The organism is Winogradskyella sp. ABM4_392 (assembly GCF_056160445.1).
Genome location: NZ_JBSWXE010000001.1, coordinates 803,944 through 823,592, shown reverse-complemented (window position 1 = coordinate 823,592; position 19,649 = coordinate 803,944). Strand labels below are relative to the sequence as shown.

Genomic DNA, 19,649 nt, shown 5'->3' with positions numbered 1-19,649 from the left:
TTAATTCAACTTATAATTGACATCCAAAGCTTTTAGTTCGTTAAGCAGTTCCTGGGAAATTTTCACCTTTTGTTTTCTGCTAGGCATAGTTAGTTTCAACTTTTCTGAATTGTCGTAGACTAGAAAATTTAAACTTTTATTTCCTTCATGCATTCGCATCAGATCTTGCAATTGAGTTATTGTGCCTTCTTCTAAATCGTGAATATTTAGCTGAATAGATAACTTCTTAGCATAGGTCTCCATAACATCATGTAATAATTGAAAATTATTAAACTGAATTCTTGGATCTCCCTTTTGACCTGTTTCTCTATTGGTCCAACCTTCACGCACAAACGCTCGCACATATACAAATGAGTTTACCACAAAGAAATGCCTAAACTTTAAATAATCTTCTCCAAAAATTCTAAACTCATAACTATCTGTGTAATCTTCAATGGTAAATAATGCCCAGCCTTTACCTTGCTTACTTATACGATGTTGCACATCTGTAACCACGCCACCGAATGTAATTTCTCGGTTAACCACTGATTGCAAATCGTTAAAAACAGAAATGGTTCCGTTGCAAAAATTTTGCATCTCTATCTTGAAATCATCAAGTGGATGACCAGAAATATAAATACCAACCACTTCCTTTTCTCTTGAAAGTTTCTCCATCGTTCCCCAATCCTCACAAGGCGGCACTTGTGGCTCTGCTATTTCTACACCACTAGCCTCACCAAACAAACTTACTTGAGCAGAATTTTCGTTTTCTTGATGCTTAGCACCATATTTCATGGCCTTTTCTAAAAAGGTTATACCATCACCATCATGGGCAAAATATTGAGCGCGATGTGTATCTTCAAAACAATCAAATCCACCAGCATAGGCTAAACCTTCAAATGATTTTTTGTTGGCTGCTCTTAAATCTACACGCTTTGCCAAATCAAAAATTGACTTGTAATTACCACCTTCTTTTCTGTTTTCTACAATGGTTTTAACGGCTCCATGTCCCACGCCTTTAATTGCTCCCATTCCAAAACGAACTGCATTATCCTGATTTACCGAGAATTTATAGTAACTCTCGTTAACACTTGGCCCAAGCACCGGCAAACGCATCCGTTTACACTCTTCCATAAAGAAGGTTACCGACTTAATATCGTTCATATTATTAGAAAGAACAGCTGCCATATATTCTGCTGGATAATGTGCTTTTAAATAAGCTGTTTGGTATGCAATCCAAGCATAACAAGTAGAATGGGATTTGTTAAATGCATAACTCGCAAAAGCCTCCCAATCCTTCCAGATTTTCTCAAGTTTGGTTTTATCCATGCCTTTAGCAGCAGCTTGTTCAATGAATTTTGGTTTCATCTTATCTAGTACTGCTTTTTGCTTTTTACCCATGGCTTTACGTAAAACATCGGCTTCACCTTTGGTAAAATCCGCCAGTTTTTGAGACAGCAACATTACCTGCTCTTGGTAAACCGTAATGCCGTAGGTTTCTGCTAAGTATTCTTCTGTTTCAGGTAAATCGTAAACAATTTCTTCATCTCCATGCTTACGACGAATAAAACTCGGAATATATTCCATAGGACCTGGACGATACAGAGCATTCATAGCAATAAGGTCATCAAAAACCGTAGGCTTTAAATGCTTCATGTGCTTCTGCATTCCTGGTGATTCATATTGAAAAATCCCAACTGTTTCACCCCTTTGGAATAACGCATAGGTTTCTTCGTCATCTAGCGGAAAATTCTCTGGATCGAGCTCTATACCATGCTTTGCTTTTACAATCTTAACCGTATCTTTAATTAAGGTTAGCGTCTTTAATCCCAAGAAATCCATCTTCAGCAATCCAGCACTTTCTACAACGGAGTTATCGAACTGTGTAACGTATAAATCTGAATCTTTTGCTACCGAAACAGGCACATAATTAGTGATATCTCCAGGTGTAATGATAACACCACAAGCATGAATTCCTGTATTTCTAACAGAACCTTCTAATACTCTTGCTTGGTTTACCGTTTCTGCTTGTAAATCTGACCCATCAGAAATATTAAGTAGTTGATTTACCTTCTCTAATTCTTCAGCTCTAAACTTGCTTGCTAACTCTTTTTCACTCTTACCAAATATTTTTCCGAGTTTGGACATATTCGGAATTAGCTTGGCAATATGATCTGCTTCATTTAACGGCAAATCCAACACACGTGCTGTATCTCTAATTGAAGATTTAGCAGCCATCGTACCATAGGTAATAATCTGCGCTACTTGATTGGCACCATATTTATCGATAACGTATTGCATAACGCGGCCACGACCTTCATCATCAAAATCGATATCGATATCTGGCATACTCACACGGTCTGGATTTAAGAAACGCTCGAAAAGCAAATCGTATTTTATTGGGTCTATATTGGTAATCCACAAACAGTACGCTACTACCGAACCTGCTGCCGAACCACGACCAGGACCAACGGACACATCCATTTTTCGGGCTTCACGAATGAAATCCTCTACAATAAGGAAGTATCCAGGGTAACCTGTATTTTCAATAACGCTCAACTCAAAATCGAGACGCTCTGCTATTTCTGGAGTAATCTCTCCGTAACGCTTTTTGGCACCTTCGTATGTTAAGTGCCTTAAATAGGCATTTTCACCTCGTTTACCATTATCTACTTCATCCTCTTCATGTTTAAATTCATCTGGAATATCAAAAGCAGGTAATAATACATCACGAGCCAATTCAAAAGGTTCAATCTTATCAACTACTTCTTGAATATTCACAATGGCTTCAGGAATATCTCTAAAGAGCGCTTTCATCTCTTCAGTTGATTTGAAGTAGTATTCCTGATTTGGCAATCCGTAACGATAACCACGACCACGACCTATTGGTGTGGCTTGTTTTTCACCATCTTTCACACACAACAAAATATCGTGCGCATTGGCGTTTTCTTGTTCTACGTAGTAAGTATTATTGGTAGCAATTAGCTTTACGTCGTGCTTCTGAGCAAATTGAATTAAGACCTGATTGACACGATTTTCATCTTCTTGATTGTGACGCATCAATTCGATATACAAGTCGTCACCAAAGGTATCTTTCCACCAGATTAAGGCTTCTTCTGCTTGATTTTCACCAATATTAAGCACCTTACTAGGTACTTCACCATAAAGGTTTCCTGTTAAGCAAATGAGATCTTCTTTGTATTGCTCTATTAGTTTTTTGTCAATTCTTGGCACATAGTAAAAGCCATCTGTAAAAGCTGCAGAAGACAGCTTAGCCAAATTGTGATACCCTTTTTTATTCTTTGCCAAAAGAACGATTTGGTAACCGTTATCTTTTCGTGTTTTATCTGTATGATCTTCGCAAACAAAAAACTCACAACCAATAATAGGTTTTATTAGTTTTCCTTTCTTCTCTTCACCATTCTCTTCGGCTTCTGCATGCTGGGCTTTTACACTTTTATTATGAGCCGAAACTGCACTTACAAAGTGAAACGCTCCCATCATATTTCCATGATCTGTTAGTGCAACGGCTGGCATATCTTCTTTAGCTGCAGCATTAACTAAATCTTTAATACTAATAGTGGATTGTAAGATTGAGAATTGCGAGTGGTTATGTAAATGCACAAACTCAGCATCTGCCAACTTTGCAACAGCCTCTTTGTTTGTGTGTGTCGGAGTTTCCTGAGATTGCTCTTTTTGAAGCCTCGCATTAATCTTAGCACTTTCGCGTTTAAGATTAAGATGTTTTAGTCCAATTAACTGAATTGGTTGTGGATTGGCTTCAGAAAATTTCTCAAAATAATCTGGTTGAACATCTAACTGTTCTTTAGTATATTCTTTTCGTCTAACTAATTCTAAAAAACAACGTGTTGTAGCTTCAACATCGGCAGTTGCGTTATGTGCTTCAGCAAATGGTTGATTAAAAAGAAATTGATGCAACTCTGTTAAGGTTGGAAGTTTAAACTTTCCTCCTCTACCTCCTGGAATTTTACACAACTCGGCCGTATGCTCTGTACAGGTATCTAATACTGGTAATTCTTGCAATTGGTTTGCCACATCCTCTCTTACGAATTCTGCACCCATAATGTTGAGATCGAATCCAACATTCTGACCAACCACAAATTTAGTTTTCTCTAAAACAGCATTAAATTTTTCTAAAACTTCGGCAAGAGAAATACCTTGTTCTGCCGCTAATTCTGTAGAAATACCATGAATTTTCTCAGCATCGTAAGGTATATTAAAACCATCTGGCTTAACCAAATAATCTTGATGATCTATACAATTACCCATCGCATCATGCAACTGCCATGCTATCTGAATACACCTTGGCCAGTTATCTGTATCTGTGATTGGTGCATCCCAACGCTTTGGTAAACCTGTGGTTTCAGTATCGAAGATTAAGTACATAAATTACCTGTTTTAGACCTTGAAAAAGAGTATGAATTTGTCGTAAAAATAGCCCTTAAAATTACATAGAATTTCGACTTATTTGAAGGTAAGTTGTTAAGAGTTTTAAACATAAAAAAAGCCACGCAAAAGCGTGGCTTCATCTTAACCTAACCTAGAAGTAATTATGACAGTACTTCTTCATATAATTTCACAGAATTGATTGCTGCTTCAATTGAATTTCTCTGCTCACGCAACAATTCAATTAACCTTGATGGAAAATTATTATTACTCATCAATTCATTATACTCATCTAAACTGGCTTTTTCTCCTCTTAAAGCTTCTTCTAAAATTGTTTCTTCATTATTTGAAGAAAAGGTTGCTCTTAAACTCATCCAATTTCTATGCATTGTTCCTTTAAAACTTCCTGAATCTTCTGGAATTTCGCCATAAGTGATGATTTCTGTTCTCAATTGGCGCGCAAATTTAGAACGTTGCTCTGCCATGTTTTTAAAGAAGTTTTTTACACTTACATTATCCACTTCTGAAATTGCGTTGATGTAACCCTTCTCAGCATCGTAATTTTTTACTAACAGTTCATTTAACTTGTCTGAAATTTTTTTCTCGTACTTCATAATATCTTTATTCATTTTTTGAATTTCAATAAGTTCTTTATAGATGCGTATTGTTTCACATCTGCATTTACAGTATAACATTCATACACCACGAAGTCAAGTAATTTAACACCATTTAATAGTCTTTAACAGCCTTTAACAAAAAAGCGCTATTTGAAAATTTCAAATAGCGCTTCTGTTTAATTTTATGCTTTTCTTATGCCTGAAGATAATCTGGCACTCCGTCTCCATCTGTATCATCATTAGTTGGATCTCCATCCATATTAGCATCTTCATTTATAGTTAAGATACCATCACCATCATCGTCAGTATCTAAATAGTCTGCATCACCATCACCATCAGTATCTGCAGGATTTCCGTCATCATCTAATTGCAACTCTACAGAAGTTGGCACACTATCTCCATCATCGTCGTTATCTAAATAATTTGCAACACCATCACCATCAGTATCGTCGTTTGTTAAATCACCATCACCATTAAAATCTTCAAAAACATTTGGCACACCATCACCATCATCATCACCACAATCTAAACTATCAATTTCAGCCTGAATTGTACCATCTTCATCTCCACAAAAATCAATCTGTTCTTGTAGGTAAACTTGATACTGCGCACATTTATCAAAAAATTCACCCATGGTTGCAGTATTATATTGCACTTCGGCTTCATTACGATTATTAGTTGCTATTTCACAGCTTATTTGACAATCTCCTAAATCCTCAATCATTTGCTGAATAGAACCGTCTAAGTCACCGCAATAGTCACGCTGAGTCATTAAAGCCTGTCCATAAGCATTACATGCCGTTTCAAATTCAGAGCTACTTACAAATCCATCTTCATTAACTTGTTGAGCCATTTCATATGCAGTCAGAGCTGTTTCAGCCGCCATTTCGGTATCCGTACAAGTTATGGGATCTGCCGGAATTGTTCCAGAAATTAAAGGCACTCTATAAAAAACACCACCATAAATTGGTCCATTTTGTCCTGTTACAGGATCCACACCTGTTTCACCCGTTAACCCTGTAAAATTGATCGACTGTGTCGCTGTCTCGTTAAAAGCCGTAAACCTAAATGTGCCAGTAAATGTATTATTATCAATCTCATTTAATCTTATTTCACCATACTCTGGATAAGAAGGCGGATCATCACTAGGTCTAGGGTTATTATTTGTTGAGTAAATAGTACCATCTGCTGCTGTAAAACGAGCCTCTATAGTATTAACATCTCCAAAGACGTAAACACCAACTGCAACTGTAGGTATTATTAACTCTAATGTTTCAATATTATTAGTACCGTAAAGTGTTAAGAATCCATTTTCATCAATACTCGCTGAGAAGGCTTTTGCTCTCCAAGATGTTCCATCTAAAGAACCCTGAAATGCTGGTGAGTTAAATTCTACTTCATCACCACAGCTAAATACTGATAATAAGATTAGAGATAAGACAATTAATTTTTTCATTATTGAGCGGTAATTAATCTATGTTTCAAATATAACGAAACAAGAGTCCCAAAAGTATAATATTTTTTTATACTAGACTTACTCTCCGACAGCACTTTTGTTTAAAGTGATAATCTTTTAGTTAAAATGGCTAAAAAGCTTAAAATTTAAAAAATTGTATTATCTTTGCGCCCTCATTAATAACAGAGGTCGAGAACCTCACTAATTAATTATTATGCCTGTAAAAATTAGATTACAAAGACACGGTAAGAAAGGAAAACCTTATTACTGGATCGTAGCAGCGGATTCTCGCGCTAAAAGAGATGGTAAATACTTAGAAAAATTAGGTGCTTACAATCCAAACACAAATCCTGCAACTATTGACCTTGATGTAGATGGTGCTGTAAAGTGGTTAGAAAATGGTGCACAACCAACTGACACTGCTAAAGCAATTTTATCTTACAAAGGTGCTTTATTAAAGAAGCATTTAGCAGGTGGTGTTAAAAAAGGTGCTTTAACTGAAGAACAAGCAGAAGCTAAATTCAACGCTTGGTTAGAAGAAAAAGCAGCTAAAATTCAAGCTAAGGCTGATGGCTTATCTAAAGCAGACGCTGAAGCTAAAGCTAAAGCTTTAGAGGCTGAAAAAGCTGTAAACGAAGCTCGTATTGCTGCAAATGCACCAGTAGTTGAAGAAGAAGTTGCTGAAGAGACAACTGCTTCTAACGAAGAAGAGTAAAAAATTTATTTTTATACTTTTAAACCCTGACATTTATCGTCAGGGTTTTTTGTTTGATTTAGCTCATGAAAAAAGAAGATTGTTTTTACTTAGGAAAAATTGTAAAAAAGTATAGCTACAAAGGAGAACTTTTAGCTAAACTAGACACAGATGAACCTGATCTTTATGAAAATATTGATGCGGTTTTTATGGATCTTAGAGGCAACCTTGTTCCATTTTTTATCGAATCTTCTCAACTGCACAAATCTGATTTACTTAGACTAAAATTTGAAGACGTCGATACCGAAGCAGATGCGGATGCCTTAATAAAGTCTGAACTTTATTTACCCTTAGACCTACTTCCAAAATTAGAAGGAGACAAATTCTATTATCATGAAGTTATAGGTTTTACAATAACAGACCGTAACTTTGGTAAAGTCGGAACGATTAAAGCCATAAACGACTCTACAGCACAGGCACTATTTGAAATTGACAGAAATGGGATTGAAATCTTAATACCTATGAATGATGAATTTATAATTAAAGTTGATAAACCCAACAAAATCATTGAGGTTGATACTCCCGAAGGATTAATAGAACTTTACACAAGCCCATCTTAAATCCTTCCCAAAGGGAAGGACTTTCTCTCTCATGGAAAAGCCTTTCAAATTCAAACGATTCTCGATTAACCAAGATCGATGTGCCATGAAAATTGGTACAGATGGTGTTTTACTTGGTGCTTGGACCTCAGTAAAACATAATCCTTTTAGCGTTTTAGACATTGGCTCTGGCACAGGAATTCTGAGCCTTATGATGGCTCAAAGAAGTTATGCTGAACAAATTGAAGCGATAGAAATTGATGACGATGCTTATGAACAATGCTCCGAAAACTTTGAAAACTCACCTTGGAACGACCGCTTGTTTTGCTATCATGCTTCCCTTTTAGAGTTTGTTGAAGAGGTTGAAGATGCTTTCGATTTAATTATATGTAATCCACCTTTTTATTCCGAAGATTATAAAACCGAAAATAAATCAAGGGACTTGGCGCGTTTTAACGATGCTATGCCTTTTAAGCATATTATCTATGCTGTAGCACATTTGTTGGCAGAAGATGGTTTATTTTCAATTGTTATTCCCAGAAAAGAGGAAGATGATTTTGTTGCTTTAGCTAATACTATTGGACTTTCCCCTAGTCGAATTCTTCATGTTAAAGGCAATCCTGATGCTGAAGTTAAACGCAGCTTAATTGAATTTAGCTATACTAAAAAAGGTGTTGAAGTTTCAGAATTAATTATTGAAACTGACCGTCATAACTACACCGAAGATTACATTAATCTCACCAAAGATTTTTATTTGAAAATGTAACACTTCTGTTGGGCAATGATATCGATTTCGTTACTTTTGTGAAACTTATAAAATAACAGCTCCTATTTTGATAAATCTTCAAAATTAGAAGTTATAAATATCATAATCAGAATGAAACCAGATTTATTTGAAGCTCCTGACTATTATAACTTAGACGAACTACTTACTGAAGAACACAAATTGGTTCGTGATGCAGCCAGAGAATGGGTAAAACGTGATGTTTCACCAATAATTGAAGAGGCTGCTCAAAAAGCAGAATTTCCAAAATCTATTATTGGTGGATTAGCAGAAATTGGTGCTTTCGGACCTTATATTCCTGAAGAATATGGTGGTGCAGGATTAGACCAGATTTCTTATGGTTTAATCATGCAAGAAATAGAACGTGGAGATTCTGGAGTACGAAGTACAGCATCAGTACAGTCGTCTTTAGTAATGTATCCTATTTGGAAATATGGTACAGAAGAACAGCGCCAAAAATATTTACCAAAATTAGCTTCTGGTGAGTGGATGGGTTCTTTTGGTTTAACCGAACCAGACCATGGAAGTAATCCAGGTGGCATGACTACCAATTATAAAGATATGGGAGACCACTACCTTTTAAATGGTGCTAAAATGTGGATTTCAAATGCTCCTTTCTGCCAAGTAGCTGTAGTATGGGCTAAAAATGAAGAAGGACGTATACACGGTTTAATTGTTGAGCGTGGTATGGAAGGATTCTCTACACCTGAAACACATAACAAATGGTCGCTTAGAGCTTCTGCTACAGGTGAGCTTATTTTTGATAACGTTAAAGTTCCTAAAGAAAATTTATTACCTAACAAATCTGGTTTAGGTGCACCACTTGGTTGTTTAGATTCTGCACGTTATGGTATTGCCTGGGGAGCGATTGGAGCAGCTATGGATTGTTACGATACTGCTTTGAGGTATAGTAAAGAGCGTATTCAGTTTGGTAAGCCAATAGGGCAGTTTCAGTTACAACAAAAGAAACTTGCTGAAATGATTACAGAAATTACTAAAGCACAATTACTAACCTGGAGATTAGGTGTGCTGCGTAATGAAGATAAAGCGACCTCAGCACAAATTTCTATGGCAAAACGAAACAATGTTGATATGGCTATAAACATTGCTCGCGAAGCAAGACAAATGCTTGGAGGAATGGGAATTACTGGTGAGTACAGTATAATGCGTCATTCTATGAACTTAGAAAGTGTAATTACTTACGAAGGCACACACGATATACATTTACTAATTACAGGTTTAGATATTACTGGCTTAAACGCTTTTAAATAAAAGAATACTATATTCTAGATATTGAAATGCTTCTCTTTTTTTGGGAAGCATTTTTAATTTTTAAGAATGTCATATCTTTACTCGATAATCGAGATTTGAATAATCCAACTAGGGTTGAAACATCTAAATTTGTTTCTTTTTAATATCTCGCAGGCTTGCCTAAAGGTCATTGATTTATATGAAGGAGTTGGTAATTTACATATGTTTAATTTTTAGTGTATTTGGATGCAACTCTAATGACGATGTTTCGCCAAGAGCACCTCAAACCTATTCTATTTTATCATTAGGTGACAGTTATACTATTGGGCAAAGCGTATGCGAAACCTGTCGTTTTCCTGAGCAATTAAAGGATAGCTTAATCTCTAATTTTCCGATAGAGGACACGTTTAATCTTCAAGTTATTGCACAGACTGGATGGACAACTACAAGTCTAATAAATGCAATTGAAAATGAAAATCCACCAAACACTTTTAATTTAGTCACCTTGCTCATTGGTGTGAATAACCAATATCAAAATAGACCATTCTCACTTTACGAGGAAGAATTTCCAATTTTAGCCAATAGAGCAATAACATTAGCGCAAGGAGATGCAAGTAAAGTTATTGTAGTTTCAATACCAGATTATGCGTTTACTCCTTTTGGACAAGGTTTTGGGTTTTCGACAACAACATCAGAAGAGATTGACCAGTATAATAGCTTTGCAGAAAACTATTGTATAGCTAACGATATTAGCTTTATAAACATTACAGATATTACAAGAGAAGGGCTAAATAATCCAGATTTGGTGGCACAAGACCAGCTTCATCCTTCTGAACTTGCATATTCTTTATTTGTACAACGATTGTTACCTATTGCTACGGAAAAACTTCAATAAGTTTTACTACTTTAGACAAAGAATTTCAATTATATGTCTTCAAAATCTAGATTAGATCGTGCTTACAAAAATGCTCATCGCATTAGTTTTGGTGACGCTTCAAAATTCATTTTATTTAGTGATTGCCATCGTGGTGATAATAGCTTTGCAGACGATTTCGCCAATAACAGAAACATATATTTTCATGCACTGAAACATTATTATACCGAAGGTTTTAGTTATTGCGAACTAGGTGATGGTGACGAATTATGGGAAAATTTGTCGTTTGAATCTATTCTGAATGCACATAAAAATGTCTACATGCTCATGAAACAGTTTCATGAAGAGGATAGATTGCACATGATTTGGGGAAATCACGATATGGTTTATCGCGACCCTAAATATGTAGAGAAGTATTTATCCACCTATTTTGACCCTAAAGTAGGAGAAGATGTCGAGTTGTTTTGCAATATAAAATATCATGAAGGTATTGTTTTAAAGCATTCTGAAACAGGACAGGAATTGTTTCTCTGTCATGGTCATCAAGCGGATTGGTGGAATTACTTATTCTGGAAATGGAGCCGGTTTATGGTTCGCATTCTTTGGAAACCCTTAAATGTTATGGGAATAGCAGATCCTACAAGTCCTGCTAAAAACTACAAAGAGCTCATAAAAGTAGAACGCAGAACTAAAAAGTGGATTGTAGAAAACAACAACTTAGTAACCATTGCTGGTCATACACACAGGCCACGTTTCCCAGAACCTGGTGATATTGCTTTTTTTAACGATGGTAGTTGTGTACATCCAAGAAGTATTACTGGTCTTGAAATTGAAAACGGAAAAATTTCTCTCATTAAATGGCAAATTGCAACTACAGATGATGGTACATTAAAAATTGTAAGAGTTTTACTTGAAGGACCTACTCCATTAATTGAATATAAGACATCTTGATATAAAGTAAAGATTGCCACGTCCTGCGTCCTCGCAATGACAAGTTTTATAGTTAGCTCTCTGGTGCCAGCTCTACCTCCAAACCTTCTAGTTCTGGCGTAATTGGTATCTGACAACCTAATCGAGAATTGTCTTTTACATAAAACGCTTCAGAAAGCATTGCTTCTTCATCGTCTTGCATTTCGGGCAATTCGGTATCACTTAGTACATAACATTGGCAAGATGCACACATAGCCATGCCACCACAAACACCAATGGTACCTTCAGGAGCGAGTTCGTAAGAACGTACTACTTCCATAAGATTCATTGCCATATCTGTTGGTGCTTCGATTTGATGTGTTACACCATCGCGATCAATGATTGTTATATTTATATCCATAGTATATAGTAATTAGGGATCAGTAGTCAGTTCTTTATTGATTTTATTAGACCATGCAACATTTTCGATACTTCGTTGGTTTTCTCAATTAATTCATTGGCTTGTTGTTTACTAAGAAAATTTAATCTAACTGAAATATATAGCATTGATCTTACTTCACTATTTGAAGATAAAGCGATATATAAGAATCTTGCAAAATCTGCATTTGAATTTCTATCAAATCCCTCTGCTATATTATTTGAAATAGATATTGATGCTCTTCTTATTTGATCTCTAAAGGAAAAGTCATTATTACCTTTGAACATAGTATAAATAGAAACAGCTAAATCCTGAGACTTTTGCCAAACTAACAAATCTTCAAATTTTTGTACAGCCATTTACTAATTACTTTCTACTATTTACTATCTACTCAATCGCTTTAACAACGGCTTTTGGTGCTTCTTTACGTGTACCATCAAAACCATCAACACCAGAAACTGTAGTATATTTTAACACATAACGTTTTCCTGGGTTTATAATCTGATAAGCTGCCTGACACATCAAGGTTGCCTCATGGAAACCACAAAGAATTAGTTTTAATTTTCCAGGATAAGTATTAACATCACCAATAGCAAAGATTCCTGGAATATTAGTCTGATAATCCAAAGCGTTATTAACTTTTATGGCATTTTTTTCAATCTCTAATCCCCAATTTGCAATTGGCCCTAATTTTGGAGATAAGCCAAATAATGGTATAAAATGATCAGTTTCTAACAAGAATGGTTCCTCATCCTTTTTAGTTACTTCAACACTTTCAACTTTGTTATCACCATTGATTGCAGTAATTTCGGCAGGAGTAATAAGGTTAATTTTACCGGCAGATTTTAATTCTTGCACTTTTTCTACAGAATCCAAATGCCCTCTAAACTCATTTCTTCTATGAACCAAAGTTACGCTCGATGCTACATCAGCCAGGAAAATACTCCAATCTAATGCAGAATCTCCACCACCAGCTATGACCACACGCTTGTTACGGTACATTTCTGGCTCTTTGATCATATACTCTACACCTTTATCTTCGTAGTCGGCTATGTTATCTATTAGTGGTTTTCTAGGCTCAAAGCTACCCAAACCACCTGCAATAGCTACTACTGGTGCTTTATGTTTTGTTCCTTTGTTTGTAGTTACAATAAACGAGCCATCTTCCTGTTTTTCTATAGTATCAGCACGTTCACCCAATGTAAAACCAGGTTCAAACTGCTTGCATTGTTCCATTAACTTATCGGTTAAATCACCAGCTAAAATCTCGGGATACGCAGGAATATCGTAAATAGGTTTTTTTGGATAAATTTCTGAGCATTGCCCTCCTGGTTGCGGTAAGGCATCAATTAAATGACATTTTAGTTTTAAAAGACCGGCTTCGAAAACCGTAAAAAGTCCTGTTGGACCAGCACCAATAATAAGAATATCTGTAGTAATCATGTTGTTATGAATTGGGAACAAATGTAATAATGCGATATAAGATAGAATGTGACAAATGTCACATTATTTATTCTACATTGATTACACGTTCTATCTGCGGAGCATACTTCTTTATAGTCATCTCAACACCAGATTTTAAGGTCATCTGGTTAACACTACAAGAAGTACAAGCACCTGTTAGCTGCACCTTAACTAACTTATCATCATCTATAGACAATAAATTAATGTCGCCACCATCACTTTGTAAAAACGGACGGATTTCATCTAATGCCTTTTCTACATTTAATTTAAGTTCTTCTGAGCTCATCTACTATTTCTTTACAGCAGAACATCCTGCCATTGTTGTTATTTTTATTGCTTCGGTTGCAGGTAGGTTTTCATTTCTTTTTACAACTTCTTGCACTACCTCTCTTGTAATATCTTCAAACGCTTTTTCTACTGAAGTTGCAGTTTGTAAAGCTGCAGGTCTACCTAAATCTCCTGCTTCTCTAATACTCTGTACTATTGGTACTTCACCTAAAAACGGAACGTCTAAATCTTCAGCTAAATTCTTAGCACCTTCTTGTCCAAAAATATAATATTTATTTTCTGGTAATTCAGCTGGAGTAAAATACGCCATATTTTCAATGATACCTAACACAGGTACATTGATACTATCTTGCTGAAACATTGCTACACCTTTTTTAGCATCTGCTAAAGCTACATTTTGAGGTGTACTTACAACTACGGCACCTGTTATGGGTAATGCCTGCATGATACTTAGGTGAATATCTCCAGTACCTGGAGGTAAGTCCAGTAAAAGAAAATCTAATTCTCCCCAAGCAGCATCAAATATCATTTGGTTTAATGCTTTTGAAGCCATTGGACCTCTCCAAATTACTGCCTGATCTGGTTTTGTAAAAAAGCCTATAGACAATACTTTAACTCCATAATTTTCTATAGGTTTCATTTTAGACTTACCATCTACATTGACAGATAGCGGTCTTTCGTTTGCCACATCGAACATTATTGGAATTGAAGGTCCATAGATATCTGCATCTAACACACCAACCTTAAAGCCCATTTTTGCCAATGTTACTGCCAAGTTAGCTGTTACCGTAGATTTACCAACTCCACCTTTACCAGAGGCTACTGCCACAATATTTTGAATTCCGGGAATTGGTTTACCTTTTATTTCATTTGCTGTTGGTTTAGCAGGTGCATCAACCTTAATATTTACTTTTATTTTTGCCTTTTCATAAACCTCTTTATGAATGGTTTGCAAAATTTCAACCTCAGTTTTTTTCTTTGCCTGAAGGCTCGGATTTTTAATGGTTACATCTACGATAACCTCATCTGCAAATGTTACAACGTTTGTCACCGCGCCACTATCTACCATATTTTCTCCTTCACCAGGAACAGTTATGGTTTTTAGGGCTTGTAATATATCTTTCTTGTTAAGTTTCACTTGTTTATCTAGATTTATTCTGAGTGCAAAGATACTGCTAAAAGTTTAGATTTTGAAGTCCTTAAATTGAATTGAAGAATGAGTGGATTGGGTTTTATAATTGTCCCAACTCTTTTGAAGGATCCCAAAACAATGCATCAAAATTTTGTATTTGGTTATCTACAACTTCAACCCCTTCATTCTCTAAAAGTTGTTGCATAAGATTTGTTCCTTCGAAATGGTGCTTACCTGTTAGCAGTCCTTTTCTGTTAACTACTCGGTGCGCTGGCACATCTTTTCCACCAGAATTATTCATAGCATAACCAACGATGCGAGCACTTCTTGTTGCACCTAAATATTTTGCAATTGCTCCATAGCTAGTAACTCTTCCAAAAGGAATAAGCCTTGCTACATCATACACTTTTTCAAAAAAACCAAGTGTTTCGGGTTTCATTACAACTCTTTAAGAATATTTATAAAGGTGACTAAAGCTACAATTCCTGTTATGATTCCAATGCTGTAGTTCATACTTTTTTGAGACGTGAATTTTTTATCTTTTATCTTGTCGAAAAAGAAAATATAGAAATACAACATTACAAATGTACCCATTGCAGCTCCGGTAACGTAAGTAACAATGCTTGTTTTTTCAAAATTCATCCAACCAAAAGACGACAAAGTGATTGTCATATAAGCTTGATACGGAATTGGGAAGACATTTAGTGCAGATAGAAGCATACCATGAAAAAAACGACTTCTTTTGCTCATAACATCTGCTTCTTGCACATTAGCTTCTTTTTGGTTTCTTGCTATAATTAAGAAATAAATAGTTATGAGCACAAAAATCACAAAAGCCACACGTTGCAGTATTTCTACAATGTCAGGTCTGTTTGATAAATAGCGTGCAAAAATAGCCGCAACATACGTTTGAATAAAAACAACTAAGCAAACACCTGAAGAAAAAGTAATACCACGACCTGGACCCTCCTTAAGACTAATCTTAGCGGCTGTCATATTTAGCAAACCTGGTGGAATAACACCAATTAGTGCCACAAAAAGACCAAGGAAGAAAACAACTGTAATACTCAAGTTTTAGTTGATTTTGAATCTAATATACGTAATTGCTTTGTCTTTTTCTAAATACTGATTTTCGTAAAAGGTCTGTATTTCGGTAACTTCTTCTGGACTACCTTCTAATTTGTAAACATTGTGATTGGCATACAGCACCTCATAACCTAAACCATGCAACAATCCGAGAGTGTACCCATGCATAAACTCACTATCGGTTTTAAGATGCATCAAACCATCTGGTTTTAGAATTTTCTTATAACGCTCTAAAAACTGAATATTAGTTAATCTGTGCTTTGTTCTTTTGTATTTAATCTGTGGATCTGGAAATGTAATCCATATTTCATCAACTTCATTGGCCTCAAACACGTACTCTATAAGTTCTATTTGAGTTCTTATAAAGGCTGCATTGTTTATCTTTTCTTCAATCGCTGTTTTTGCTCCTCTCCAAAATCTAGCTCCTTTTATATCTATACCAATAAAATTTTTGTTTGGGTAACGCTGTGCCAAACCAACAGTATATTCTCCTTTGCCACAGCCTAATTCTAACACCAAAGGGTTTTCGTTTTTAAATACCTTTTCTCTCCATTTACCTTTTAAAACGAAATTACCACCTGTCAGTTCGTCTCTGGTTGGCTGAAATACGTTATCAAAGGTTTCGTTTTCTTTAAATCTCTTGAGCTTATTTTTACTTCCCACGTTTTACTGCTTATTAATAATTTGGTAAAATTAAGGAAACATTTTAAGCTTTATCTTTGCTTTTAATGAAAAGGATTTTAGTTGCTCCATTAAATTGGGGTTTAGGGCATGCAACCAGAAGCATTCCTATTATAAATGCTTTAATAGCAAATAATTTTGAACCTGTCATTGCCAGTGATGGTGAAGCTCTTAGATTATTGCAAAAAGAGTTTCCCAAACTTCAGGCGCTAGAACTTCCTTCGTACAATATTACATATTCTAAAAAAGCTAATAGTTTTAAACTAAAACTCATTAAAGATTCCCCAAGTCTATTAAAAACAATAAAAAGAGAAAAAAAAGTTACCGAAAGTCTTATAAAATCTGAAAATATTTCAGGAATTATTTCAGACAACAGATTTGGAGTTAGAGATAAAAGTATTCCTTCGGTATTTATCACACATCAATTACGTGTGTTAAGTGGAAATACAACATGGCTAAGCTCTAAGCTTCATCAAAAAATCATTTCAAAATTTGACGAATGCTGGGTACCAGATCATACAGGTACAAAAAACTTGAGTGGAGACTTGGGACATATTGAAGGATTTAATTCTACCATAAAATACTTAGGCCCTTTGAGTAGATTTGAAAAAAAAGATTTAGAGAAAAAGTATGATCTTCTAGTAGTTTTATCTGGACCAGAACCTCAACGCTCATTTTTAGAAATAAAACTTCTTGATGAATTACAGTTCTATGATGGTAAAATTTGTTTTGTAAAAGGCCTTATTGAAAACGAACAGCGTAAAACACAAATCAACCATATTACAACATACAATTTTATGACAAGCACTGAGCTTGCAAAAGCTTTGAATGAAAGTGAACTTGTTTTAAGTAGATCTGGCTATACATCCATTATGGATTATGCAAAACTTGAAAAGAAAGCGTTTTTAATACCTACTCCAGGGCAGTTTGAACAAGAATATTTAGCAAAGAAATTTGCAGAAGAACAAGTAGCTCCTACTTGTAAACAGAACGCGTTTAAAATTGAAATGCTAAATGAGATTGAAAATTATTCAGGATTTAAATATTTGCAGTACGATCTTAACTACAAAAAATTATTCGGCCTTTTCTAAAGTAAAAGAAAATTCACTACCTACTCCTAACTCACTCTCCACATACATCTTTTCCTCATGAGCCTCGATAATATGCTTTACAATGGACAAGCCTAAACCTGAGCCACCTTCTTTTCTAGATCCACTTTTATCAACTCTATAGAAACGCTCAAATAAACGAGGTACATTTTCCTTTTTTATACCTTCACCATTATCTGTTACTCGGATGATAGCTTTATTTTTTATAAGGTTTTCTATACTTACCTCAGTAGTTCCCTTTTTTCGTCCGTATTTTATAGAGTTTACTATTAAATTGGTAAGCACTTGCTGAATACGCTCCACATCTGCATAAACATAAATTGGATTGGGATAATCCATATCAAAAGTGAGAGTAATCTCTTTCTTTGCTGCTTTCATTTCAAACAGCTCAAAAACATTCTGAACGAGTTTAACAATATCAAATTTCTCTTTGTTAAGACTTAGATCACCTACTTCGAGCTTAGTAATCATATCTAAATCTTTTATAATATAAGTTAAACGCTCAACACCTTTACTTGCTCTTTGTAAGTACTTTTTTCTGATTTTTTCATCTTCAATACCACCATCTAAAAGTGTATCTATATAACCTTGAACGGTAAATAAAGGAGTTTTAAGTTCGTGTGAAACATTACCGATAAATTCTTTTCTGTATTCTTCTCTAACTTTTAAGGTTTCAATTTCAATCTTTTTATCTCTGGCGTATTTATCAATCTCTTTGGTTAACGTTCCCATATCTGTTGTTATAGGTTGTTGCCTCAGACTTGTTGATTCCAAGAGCGTTAAGTCATCATATATTTTTTTTACTCTTCTGTAGATGAAATGCTCAACTCGGTATTGAATAATTGTAAAACACAGCGGAAAACAGATTATTGGAAAGAATATAACCTGCCAATTAAATGTATGATAGTAATATAAAAAAACACTCACTAGGAGTGTTGCAAAAAACGTAACATACAATGATGTTCTAATAGCGAACTTGTATGTTTTTTTTAGGTTTTTTTTCTGCATTAGTCTACAAACTTGTACCCAACGCCTTTTACTGTTTTGAAAGACTTATCTCCAATCTTTTCGCGAAGTTTTCTAATATGTACATCTATTGTTCTTCCACCAACAACCACTTCATTACCCCAAACTTTGTCTAAAATTTCTTCGCGCTTAAAAACTTTACCAGGCTTTGTTGCTAACAAAGATAATAATTCAAACTCTTTTCTAGGAAGAATAATTTCTTCTCCCTTTTTTGTGATCTTGTATTCTTCTCTATTGATTACTAAATCTCCAATTTTAATAGATTCGTTTGGATTATCAGTGTCTTTTAGTCTTCTTAATAACGCTTTTACTTTACTAACAAGAACTTTTGGCTTTATAGGCTTTGTGATATAGTCATCAGCACCTGCATCGAAACCAGCAACTTGAGAATAGTCTTCACCTCTCGCAGTTAAAAATGTAATAATGGTATTGTTGAGTTTAGAATCTTGTCGAATACGTTCACAAGCCTCAATGCCATCCATCTCAGGCATCATAACATCTAATATAATTAAATGTGGTTTGTGCTTCTTAGCTTTTTCAATAGCCTCTACACCGTTTTCTCCTGTAATAACCTGGTAACCTTCTGAAGACAAGTTATAACCTACAATTTCTAAGATATCTGGTTCATCATCTACCAATAGTATCTTAATATCCTTTTTTTTCACTGTTAAGATAATTTTAAGCTAGCGTAAAGATAAAATATATCTTATTAAGTAAGCCCTTCATCCAAATTGATAACAATTCTCTAACATTGAATTTCAAGGCTATGATTTTAAAACAATTAACAAAAACCAGATGTTAACTTATTGTAAAAAAGCATGTTGTTGATAAAAACATCCTCCAAAACTCAGTAT

Annotated in this window: 20 protein-coding genes; 7 read left to right on the top strand and 13 right to left on the bottom strand. The window is 35.0% G+C overall.

Features of this window, described 5'->3' with window-relative positions:
- From dnaE to ACXAFS_RS03580, 3 genes are all read right to left on the bottom strand, one after another.
- Positions 1-4,386 (bottom strand): DNA polymerase III subunit alpha, encoded by a 4,386-nt coding sequence (gene dnaE / locus ACXAFS_RS03590; protein WP_475305360.1) that lies wholly within the window; start codon positions 4,384-4,386, stop codon positions 1-3.
- Positions 4,387-4,550: 164 nt separating this feature from the next.
- Positions 4,551-5,015 carry a ferritin-like domain-containing protein gene (locus ACXAFS_RS03585; protein ID WP_475305359.1) on the bottom strand — a complete coding sequence of 155 codons (465 nt, stop codon included), beginning with the start codon at positions 5,013-5,015 and terminating at the stop codon, positions 4,551-4,553.
- Positions 5,016-5,196: 181 nt separating this feature from the next.
- The gene (locus ACXAFS_RS03580; RefSeq protein ID WP_475305357.1) at positions 5,197-6,459 is read right to left on the bottom strand and encodes a DUF6252 domain-containing protein; all 1,263 of its coding nucleotides are present in this window, start codon (positions 6,457-6,459) and stop codon (positions 5,197-5,199) included.
- 214 nt (positions 6,460-6,673) lie between these two features.
- On the opposite strand from ACXAFS_RS03580, the gene ACXAFS_RS03575 reads away from it, so the two are divergent.
- The 6 genes from ACXAFS_RS03575 (at position 6,674) to ACXAFS_RS03550 (ending at position 11,612) form a co-directional block, all read left to right on the top strand.
- Positions 6,674-7,174, top strand: coding sequence for a 30S ribosomal protein S16 (locus tag ACXAFS_RS03575; protein WP_475305356.1), 501 nt, complete (start codon positions 6,674-6,676; stop codon positions 7,172-7,174).
- A 65-nt stretch (positions 7,175-7,239) separates the two neighbouring features.
- A complete protein-coding gene (gene rimM / locus ACXAFS_RS03570) occupies positions 7,240-7,773 on the top strand; it encodes a ribosome maturation factor RimM (RefSeq protein WP_475305355.1) in 534 nt (177 codons plus the stop codon).
- 31 nt (positions 7,774-7,804) lie between these two features.
- Positions 7,805-8,518 carry a tRNA1(Val) (adenine(37)-N6)-methyltransferase gene (locus ACXAFS_RS03565; RefSeq protein WP_475305353.1) on the top strand — a complete coding sequence of 238 codons (714 nt, stop codon included), beginning with the start codon at positions 7,805-7,807 and terminating at the stop codon, positions 8,516-8,518.
- Positions 8,519-8,629: 111 nt separating this feature from the next.
- Entirely contained in the window at positions 8,630-9,808 is a 1,179-nt protein-coding gene (locus tag ACXAFS_RS03560; RefSeq protein WP_475305352.1) for an acyl-CoA dehydrogenase family protein, read from the top strand.
- A gap of 178 nt (positions 9,809-9,986) precedes the next feature.
- A complete protein-coding gene (locus ACXAFS_RS03555; RefSeq protein WP_475305351.1) occupies positions 9,987-10,682 on the top strand; it encodes an SGNH/GDSL hydrolase family protein in 696 nt (231 codons plus the stop codon).
- A 33-nt stretch (positions 10,683-10,715) separates the two neighbouring features.
- Entirely contained in the window at positions 10,716-11,612 is an 897-nt protein-coding gene (locus ACXAFS_RS03550; protein ID WP_475305350.1) for a metallophosphoesterase family protein, read from the top strand.
- 52 nt (positions 11,613-11,664) lie between these two features.
- On the opposite strand, the gene ACXAFS_RS03545 is transcribed toward ACXAFS_RS03550, so the two are convergent.
- The 8 genes from ACXAFS_RS03545 to trmB form a co-directional block, all read right to left on the bottom strand.
- Entirely contained in the window at positions 11,665-11,991 is a 327-nt protein-coding gene (locus ACXAFS_RS03545; RefSeq protein ID WP_076618318.1) for a 2Fe-2S iron-sulfur cluster-binding protein, read from the bottom strand.
- A 26-nt stretch (positions 11,992-12,017) separates the two neighbouring features.
- Positions 12,018-12,368, bottom strand: coding sequence for a four helix bundle protein (locus ACXAFS_RS03540; protein WP_475305348.1), 351 nt, complete (start codon positions 12,366-12,368; stop codon positions 12,018-12,020).
- Positions 12,369-12,396: 28 nt separating this feature from the next.
- On the bottom strand, positions 12,397-13,452 hold the full coding sequence (locus ACXAFS_RS03535; protein WP_475305347.1) for an NAD(P)/FAD-dependent oxidoreductase: 1,056 nt from the start codon (positions 13,450-13,452) through the stop codon (positions 12,397-12,399).
- Positions 13,453-13,519: 67 nt separating this feature from the next.
- A complete protein-coding gene (locus ACXAFS_RS03530; protein WP_243473753.1) occupies positions 13,520-13,759 on the bottom strand; it encodes a NifU family protein in 240 nt (79 codons plus the stop codon).
- 3 nt (positions 13,760-13,762) lie between these two features.
- Entirely contained in the window at positions 13,763-14,899 is a 1,137-nt protein-coding gene (locus ACXAFS_RS03525) for an Mrp/NBP35 family ATP-binding protein (RefSeq protein ID WP_475305346.1), read from the bottom strand.
- Between the two features lie 94 nt (positions 14,900-14,993).
- A complete protein-coding gene (locus ACXAFS_RS03520; protein ID WP_475305344.1) occupies positions 14,994-15,332 on the bottom strand; it encodes an MGMT family protein in 339 nt (112 codons plus the stop codon).
- The gene (locus ACXAFS_RS03515; protein ID WP_475305343.1) at positions 15,332-15,964 is read right to left on the bottom strand and encodes a LysE family transporter; all 633 of its coding nucleotides are present in this window, start codon (positions 15,962-15,964) and stop codon (positions 15,332-15,334) included. The genes ACXAFS_RS03520 and ACXAFS_RS03515 overlap by 1 nt, the downstream gene beginning before the upstream one ends.
- Positions 15,965-15,967: 3 nt before the next feature.
- Positions 15,968-16,642 carry a tRNA (guanosine(46)-N7)-methyltransferase TrmB gene (trmB, locus tag ACXAFS_RS03510; RefSeq protein WP_475305342.1) on the bottom strand — a complete coding sequence of 225 codons (675 nt, stop codon included), beginning with the start codon at positions 16,640-16,642 and terminating at the stop codon, positions 15,968-15,970.
- Positions 16,643-16,707: 65 nt separating this feature from the next.
- On the opposite strand from trmB, the gene ACXAFS_RS03505 reads away from it, so the two are divergent.
- Positions 16,708-17,751: a glycosyltransferase gene (locus tag ACXAFS_RS03505; protein WP_475305340.1), complete on the top strand. Its 1,044-nt coding sequence runs from the start codon at positions 16,708-16,710 to the stop codon at positions 17,749-17,751.
- Here ACXAFS_RS03505 and ACXAFS_RS03500 read toward each other — a convergent pair.
- Positions 17,734-18,777, bottom strand: coding sequence for a sensor histidine kinase (locus ACXAFS_RS03500; RefSeq protein WP_475305339.1), 1,044 nt, complete (start codon positions 18,775-18,777; stop codon positions 17,734-17,736). The two genes, ACXAFS_RS03505 and ACXAFS_RS03500, sit on opposite strands and share 18 nt — an antisense overlap.
- Complete coding sequence (locus ACXAFS_RS03495) at positions 18,777-19,460, bottom strand: response regulator transcription factor (protein WP_475305338.1); 684 nt, start codon at positions 19,458-19,460, stop codon at positions 18,777-18,779. Before ACXAFS_RS03495 ends, ACXAFS_RS03500 begins: the two co-directional genes overlap by 1 nt.
- Positions 19,461-19,649 lie beyond the last annotated feature (189 nt).

Excerpts from the sequence above, each read along its gene's own strand:
- dnaE (WP_475305360.1), bottom strand. The coding sequence starts at position 4,386 with ATGTACTTAATCTTCGATACTGAAACCACAGGTTTACCAAAGCGTTGG.
- ACXAFS_RS03585 (WP_475305359.1), bottom strand. The coding sequence starts at position 5,015 with ATGAATAAAGATATTATGAAGTACGAGAAAAAAATTTCAGACAAGTTA.
- ACXAFS_RS03580 (WP_475305357.1), bottom strand. The coding sequence starts at position 6,459 with ATGAAAAAATTAATTGTCTTATCTCTAATCTTATTATCAGTATTTAGC.
- ACXAFS_RS03575 (WP_475305356.1), top strand. The coding sequence starts at position 6,674 with ATGCCTGTAAAAATTAGATTACAAAGACACGGTAAGAAAGGAAAACCT.
- rimM (WP_475305355.1), top strand. The coding sequence starts at position 7,240 with ATGAAAAAAGAAGATTGTTTTTACTTAGGAAAAATTGTAAAAAAGTAT.
- ACXAFS_RS03565 (WP_475305353.1), top strand. The coding sequence starts at position 7,805 with ATGGAAAAGCCTTTCAAATTCAAACGATTCTCGATTAACCAAGATCGA.
- ACXAFS_RS03560 (WP_475305352.1), top strand. The coding sequence starts at position 8,630 with ATGAAACCAGATTTATTTGAAGCTCCTGACTATTATAACTTAGACGAA.
- ACXAFS_RS03555 (WP_475305351.1), top strand. The coding sequence starts at position 9,987 with ATGAAGGAGTTGGTAATTTACATATGTTTAATTTTTAGTGTATTTGGA.
- ACXAFS_RS03550 (WP_475305350.1), top strand. The coding sequence starts at position 10,716 with ATGTCTTCAAAATCTAGATTAGATCGTGCTTACAAAAATGCTCATCGC.
- ACXAFS_RS03545 (WP_076618318.1), bottom strand. The coding sequence starts at position 11,991 with ATGGATATAAATATAACAATCATTGATCGCGATGGTGTAACACATCAA.
- ACXAFS_RS03540 (WP_475305348.1), bottom strand. The coding sequence starts at position 12,368 with ATGGCTGTACAAAAATTTGAAGATTTGTTAGTTTGGCAAAAGTCTCAG.
- ACXAFS_RS03535 (WP_475305347.1), bottom strand. The coding sequence starts at position 13,452 with ATGATTACTACAGATATTCTTATTATTGGTGCTGGTCCAACAGGACTT.
- ACXAFS_RS03530 (WP_243473753.1), bottom strand. The coding sequence starts at position 13,759 with ATGAGCTCAGAAGAACTTAAATTAAATGTAGAAAAGGCATTAGATGAA.
- ACXAFS_RS03520 (WP_475305344.1), bottom strand. The coding sequence starts at position 15,332 with ATGAAACCCGAAACACTTGGTTTTTTTGAAAAAGTGTATGATGTAGCA.
- ACXAFS_RS03505 (WP_475305340.1), top strand. The coding sequence starts at position 16,708 with ATGAAAAGGATTTTAGTTGCTCCATTAAATTGGGGTTTAGGGCATGCA.
- ACXAFS_RS03500 (WP_475305339.1), bottom strand. The coding sequence starts at position 18,777 with ATGCAGAAAAAAAACCTAAAAAAAACATACAAGTTCGCTATTAGAACA.